The organism is Pseudoalteromonas sp. TAE79 (genome assembly GCF_000498015.1).
Taxonomy (GTDB): Bacteria; Pseudomonadota; Gammaproteobacteria; order Enterobacterales; family Alteromonadaceae; genus Pseudoalteromonas.
In genome coordinates, this window is record NZ_AUTL01000229.1 from 1 (window position 1) to 4,640 (window position 4,640).

Below are 4,640 nucleotides of genomic sequence, written 5' to 3' on the forward strand. Positions count from 1 at the left end.
AAACAAGCCGTTTTTAGGCTCTGGTGAGTTTACGCTTGAGTTTGGTGATTACGATGTTGAGATTACTGTTCCGGCAGATCACATTGTATCGGCAACAGGTAAACTTGATAACGCGAGCAAAGTACTTACAAGTACTCAGCGTAAACGTTTAAAGCAAGCCGAAACATCTAAGCGTCCTGTGTTTATTGTTAACGCAGAAGAAGCGCTAGAAAACGAAAAAGAAGGCACCGACAAAACTAAAACGTGGCACTTTAAAGCGCAAAACGTACGTGACTTTGCTTGGGCGTCGTCTCGTAAGTTTATGTGGGATGCAAAGGGTTATCAGCAAGGTGGTGACGTTCAACCTTTAGTTATGGCAATGTCGTTCTTCCCTAAAGAAGGTGGTGACTTATGGGAGAAGTACTCAACTGAAGCGGTAGTACACACAATGGAAGTGTACTCTAAGTATTCTTTTGACTACCCATACCCAACTGCGCAATCGGTAAATGGCCCTGTTGGCGGTATGGAATACCCAATGATTACCTTTAACGGCCCGCGTACTAAGTTACAAGATGATGGTACACGTACTTATTCTCAAGCTGAAAAACGCTTTTTACTTGGCGTAGTTATTCATGAAGTGGGTCATATTTACTTTCCAATGATTGTTAACTCAGATGAGCGCCAATGGACGTGGATGGATGAAGGCTTAAATAGCTTTTTAGATGGCGTTGCTGGTCGTGAATGGGATCCTACTATTCCTTGGGGTGTTGAGCCTCGCGATATAGTGAGCTACATGAAGTCTGAAAACCAAGTACCTGTTATGACTCAGTCAGACAGTGTATTACGCTTAGGTCCTAATGCTTATACTAAACCTGCAGCAGCCCTTAATATTTTACGTGAAGTAATTTTAGGTCGTGACTTATTCGACTTTGCATTTAAAGAGTATGCTCAGCGCTGGAAATACAAGCGCCCTACTCCAGCTGATTTTTTCCGTACAATGGAAGAAGCCTCTGGTGTTGATTTAGATTGGTTTTGGCGTGGCTGGTTTTACACCACAGACCATGTAGATATCTCTTTAGATAAAGTATATCAACTACGTTTAGACACTAAAAACCCTGATATTGATTACAGCCGTTTACGTGATATTGAAGCAGACAAACCTACTTCATTATTTGTTGAGCGTAACCGCGCACAGGGTAAAAAAACATGGGTTGAGAAAAACTCTGATGTTACCGATTTTTATGACGAAAACGACCGTTTTACTGTAACCAATAAAGAACGTAACTCGTACAATAAGTTTTTAAAAGGCTTAGAGCCGTGGGAGCGTAAAACGCTTGAGCGTGCTTTAGAAGAAGATAAAAACTATTACGTTATGGAATTTTCAAACCTTGGTGGTTTGGTAATGCCTATTCTATTAGAGCTAACATATGAAGATGGCACTAAAGAAGAGCGCTATATTCCTGCTGAAATTTGGCGTCGTAATTATAAAAACGTTCAAAAGCTGATTGTTACCGATAAAAACAAACCGCTTGTATCAGTTACTGTTGACCCAGGCTGGGAAACAGCTGACGTAGATGTTGAAAACAATAACTACCCTCGTCGTATTATTCCTTCACGTATTGAAGTGTTTAAAAAGGAAAAGAGTAAAGCTAAAGTAAGTCGCGATATCATGCAAGATATTAAAACTGAGCTTAAAACTGATGAGAAGAAAGACGAAAAGGATGACGGTGAGGAGCAGCAATAATGCGCTTTTTGCTTATTATTGTTTGCCTTTTAGTTGCTGCGCCAAGTATGGCGCATCAACTAAAGTCGTCAGTTACAACCGTACTTTTTAATAAACGAACGCATAATGTTGAATTAATGCATCGCTTTTATTTACATGATACTGAACACGCCGTAGGAACATTGTTTAAAGGCAAAATTGATATTATTAGTAATAAAGCCGACCAACAACGTTTTGCTAAGTATGTTGAATCGCATGTTGCTCTACAAACGTTAAGTGGCGAACCTTTACCACTTAGCTTTGTAGGGGCACAAGTTGATGGTAAGTTTTTTTGGGTTTACCAAGAAGCACCAATTCCTGCAGGAATTGAAGGAATTAAAATGAGTAATGGCGCACTTCGTGATTTATGGCCATCTCAGGTAAATATGGTAAACGTTGAGGGCAAAGGTAAGATTAAAACTTTAAACTTTGCTCAAGATGATACTTGGCTCGAAGCCCGCTTTGAGCAAAATTAATATTTAAAACTTCCCCAACCGACGCGCACAGCAGTTGTTTATGTGCGCGTTTTCTTCATACGTTTAAACTGCGTTCATGTTTGATCTGTTATTTGTAAATTTACGTAAAATTTGTGAGTTCAATTTGTATATTTACCTTTTTTTGCGCATGATATATCAAGCACTTAAATTACTTTGTTATCAATAGATTGATAATGGTGCGTATTAATATTTAAATATAGTTAGTTTCATTTATCCCTTTGTATTTACCGGCCTAGGGCATAAGCAGTAGAGAATTTTATGTTTAAATTTCATTTAGTAATAACTAAATTCAGGGAATGATATGACTACTCAGGTTGAGGCTATTTTTGGAGTGATTTTTGATTTAGATGGAACATTGGTTTCATCTAAATTAGATTTTGCATTAATAAAGGCCCAAATAGGTTGCCCTTGCGAGCAAGACTTACTTGATTACATTGCTCAGTTGCCCTCACCGTATATGCGTGAAGAGGCAATGAATATAGTTCACCAACACGAATTAATAGATGCACAACATGCCAGTATATTACCTGGTGTGAGTGAAGCTATTCATGCTTTAAAGTCTAAAAATATTCCGATGGCGATTGTTACTCGCAATTTTGATAAAGCAGCGGCAATTAAATTACAAAATAATCCACTCCCTATCAGCACAGTTTTAACGCGAAGCGATGCCCCAGCAAAGCCAGATCCCAGCGCTTTAAATGCCATTGCTACACTTTGGAACATTAACGCCAGAAATTTACTTTATGTAGGCGATTACCTTTACGACATTCAAGCTGCGCACAATGCAAATATGCGCGCGTGTTTATACGCTCCAGAGTCAACGCCTGCTTATGCCGATCAGGCAGATTACGTTTTACATGACTTTGTTGAATTAGTGACATTAGTTGAGAGTTATTCTGAAAAAATAGAGTTATGTTAAATAGGGTGCTATTAAATTTATTTAAGAATAAGTGCTATGTTATTTAAATTACAAAATAACGTTTGTTCCTAGCCCAATACGTTTTGAATTGGTAAAATACCGCAAAACGTAACGTATTCATTAGGGGCACAAAATGGGCAGAGCATTTGTAGTTCGTCAAAGTTCTATGATCAAAACAGCCAATGCAAAAACAAAAGTAAACTCAAAGTATGGTAAAGAGATTTACGTTGCAGCAAAAAGTGGCGATCCCGATCCCGAAGTAAATCAAACACTACGCCGTCTAATCGAAAAAGCTAAAAAAGACCAAGTACCAGCGCACGTTATCGATAAAGCAATTGAAAAAGCAGCCGGTGGTGCAGGGGAAGATTACTCTGTTGCCCGTTACGAAGGCTATGGCCCAGGTAATTGCATGGTTATTGTTGACTGTTTAACTGACAATCCGAACCGTACAATTAAAGATGTACGTTTGCCATTTACTAAAACAGACTCAAAAATTGGTACTCCTGGCTGTGTAGCACATATGTTTGATCATTATGCGGTACTTGGCTTTGCAGGCGATGACGATGAAGTCGTATTAGAGGCATTAATGATGGCTGATGTTGATGTAAGCGATGTTGAAGCCGAGGATGGTAAAATATCAGTATTTGCACCGCCAACAGAATACTTTAAAGCTAAAACTGCCCTTGAAGACGCATTTGAAGGCATTAACTTTGAAGTAGACGAAATTACGTTTATCCCTCAAGTTAATATTGAAATTGAAGACGAAGAAGTTATTGCTAACTTTGATAAATTTATAAATATGCTTGAAGATTGTGACGATGTACAAAATATTTATCACAATGCTATTGTAAAAAATTAGATTTAATTAGGGGCTGTTGATCTTTGTAGTACATATATCAATCAGCCCACATTGGTAGCCACATCATAGTAAATGCTAAAGCGAGCATTGAATGATAATTTCGTTCAAGCTTTTCATACCGCGTGGCTATCCCTCTATATTGCTTAATACGGCCAAATGCATTCTCAACCAAGTGCCGATATTTGTACATGCACCAGTCAATATCTTCATTGCCTACTAAACTGTTGCCCTTACGTGGAATAACGGGTGTAGCGTTATTATCACGAACAAACGCTCTCAGTTTTTCACTGTCGTAGCCTTTATCTGCGACAACCATATTACTTGTTGGGCAATTAGCTACGAGTGACTCTGCATGGACGATATCATGCGTATTTCCACAGGATAATTCATAATAAACAGGCAACCCTCCGCTATCGACTGCAAGATGAATTTTCGTAGAATTTCCACCTCGGCTCTTTCCAATTGATTCATTGTCAGCAGTTCTTGCACCGCAACTATGTTGATGAGCCCTGACAATACTGCCATCAATGAAGACCCAATCCATGTCCGCATCACGAGATAATGCGCGAAACAGTTCATTCAAAATCCCTTTTTTGGACCATAAATTAAACCGTCTGTAGATAG

The 4,640-nt window shown here is 38.8% G+C and carries 5 protein-coding genes; 4 read left to right on the forward strand and 1 reads right to left on the reverse strand.

Annotated elements, in window-relative coordinates; all coding sequences use genetic code 11:
• The 4 genes from L655_RS0117945 to L655_RS0117960 all read left to right on the forward strand — a co-directional run.
• Positions 1–1,723 (forward strand): M1 family metallopeptidase (locus L655_RS0117945; protein WP_024605823.1); only part of this gene is annotated, 1,723 nt, incomplete at its 5' end.
• Positions 1,723–2,217, forward strand: coding sequence for a DUF6702 family protein (locus L655_RS0117950; protein ID WP_024605824.1), 495 nt, complete (start codon positions 1,723–1,725; stop codon positions 2,215–2,217). The genes L655_RS0117945 and L655_RS0117950, both read left to right, overlap by 1 nt.
• A 322-nt stretch (positions 2,218–2,539) precedes the next feature.
• Positions 2,540–3,157 (forward strand): HAD family hydrolase, encoded by a 618-nt coding sequence (locus tag L655_RS0117955; protein ID WP_024605825.1) that lies wholly within the window; start codon positions 2,540–2,542, stop codon positions 3,155–3,157.
• Positions 3,158–3,290: 133 nt separating this feature from the next.
• Positions 3,291–4,016, forward strand: a complete 726-nt coding sequence (locus L655_RS0117960) for a YebC/PmpR family DNA-binding transcriptional regulator (protein ID WP_010552883.1) — start codon at positions 3,291–3,293, stop codon at positions 4,014–4,016.
• 37 nt (positions 4,017–4,053) lie between these two features.
• Here L655_RS0117960 and L655_RS0117965 read toward each other — a convergent pair.
• Positions 4,054–4,640 (reverse strand): IS5 family transposase (locus tag L655_RS0117965; RefSeq protein ID WP_024603875.1); only part of this gene is annotated, 587 nt, incomplete at its 5' end.